Source organism: uncultured Agitococcus sp. (assembly GCF_937920075.1).
Taxonomy (GTDB): Bacteria; Pseudomonadota; Gammaproteobacteria; order Pseudomonadales; family Moraxellaceae; genus Agitococcus.
Map to the genome: position 1 here is coordinate 1 of NZ_CALETI010000481.1, position 1,530 is coordinate 1,530.

The window sequence follows — 1,530 nt, forward strand, 5'->3', positions numbered from 1 at the left end:
CGCTTTTTCGACGGTTGATAGTCGATGAGCAATGACTAAGGTGGTTCGATTTTTCATCACCGTTTCTAAAGCTTCTTGAATATAAAATTCAGATTCATTGTCTAAAGCAGAGGTTGCTTCGTCCAAAATTAGAATTGGCGCATTTTTTAATAAGGCACGAGCAATAGCAATCCTTTGACGTTGTCCACCTGATAGTTGTGTACCATCTTGACCAACGCGTGTTTGATAGCCTTCGGGTAACTTCATAATAAAGTCATGGGCATACGCCGCTTTAGCAGCAGCTTCGACTTCGGCATCGGTTTTATTAGCCAAATCACCATAGGCAATGTTGTGACGAATGGTGTTATCAAACAGCATCACCTTTTGACTCACTGTCGCAATTTGCTCACGCAAATTGGCTAAGGTATATTCCGACAAGGCATGGCCATCTAATAAAATCTGGCCTTGTGTTGTTTCATAAAAACGAGGAATCAAACTCACCAAAGTACTTTTACCAGAGCCTGAACGGCCAACTAAAGCCACTGTTTTACCCGCAGGAATGGTTAAATCAATATTGTGTAAGACAGTGTCACCTGTGGGGTAACTAAACGATAAATTCTTAAACTCTAAACGACCTTCTACTTTTTTGGCTTGATAAGTCCCTGTATCTGGTTCAACAGGACAATCCAATAAATCAAAAACAGATTGCGCTGCGGCAATACCTTTTTGAATTTTACTATTCACGTCGGTTAAAGAACGGACAGGTTTAGACAACAAACCTGCGGCGGTAATATAAGCGACAAACGCACCTGCGGACACATCACCCAAAATATGTGGCTGCAAGGCCAACCACACCACACCACCCATGGCAATCGCCATTAAAAATTGAATAACGGGCGTATTGAGTGCTGACGTCACTACCATTTTCATGCTTTGTTTCAGATTTTCTTGGGAAGCTTGTTCAAAACGTTTCGATTCAAACTCTTGTCCACCATAACTTTTGACCACTGCAAAACCTTGAATGGTTTCATTGACGATATGATTCACATCGCCCATAGTATTTTGGATTTTGTGTGACAACTTACGAAAGCGTTTGCTGGCAGTACGCACCAACGCAGCGGCAATTGGGCCAATAATTAACAATGAGATAGAGAGTCGCCAGTTGGTATAAAACAAATAACCTAATAAACCAATCACCACAAAACCTTCGCGCACTAAGGTTTTTAGGGCCTCACTAGCGGCTTCAGTCACTTGCTCAACATCATAAATTAATTTGGCACTAAGATGCCCTGCCGAATGTAGATGATAATAATGATTAGGTAAAACTAAGAGTTTAGCAAATAGCTCTTTGCGTAATTGATACACCACATTACGCGCCACCAAAGACAAATAATAAGTTCCCATAAAAGTGCCAACACCTCTAAAAAAGAAGATGGCAATCACTAATAATGGAAAAACTCCAAATCTACTAAGTGCTGCAGTGGGTAATGCTCTAAATAGTGCGGGCGGATGCTGTCTATATCAACCAAAAATCCAGGTTAAGGATAATTG

At 41.0% G+C, this 1,530-nt stretch carries 1 pseudogene; it reads right to left on the bottom strand.

The features are described from left to right. Positions 1–1,431 (bottom strand): annotated as a pseudogene (msbA, locus tag Q0212_RS16300) (lipid A export permease/ATP-binding protein MsbA); the annotation flags it as partial. Positions 1,432–1,530: the final 99 nt, after the last annotated feature.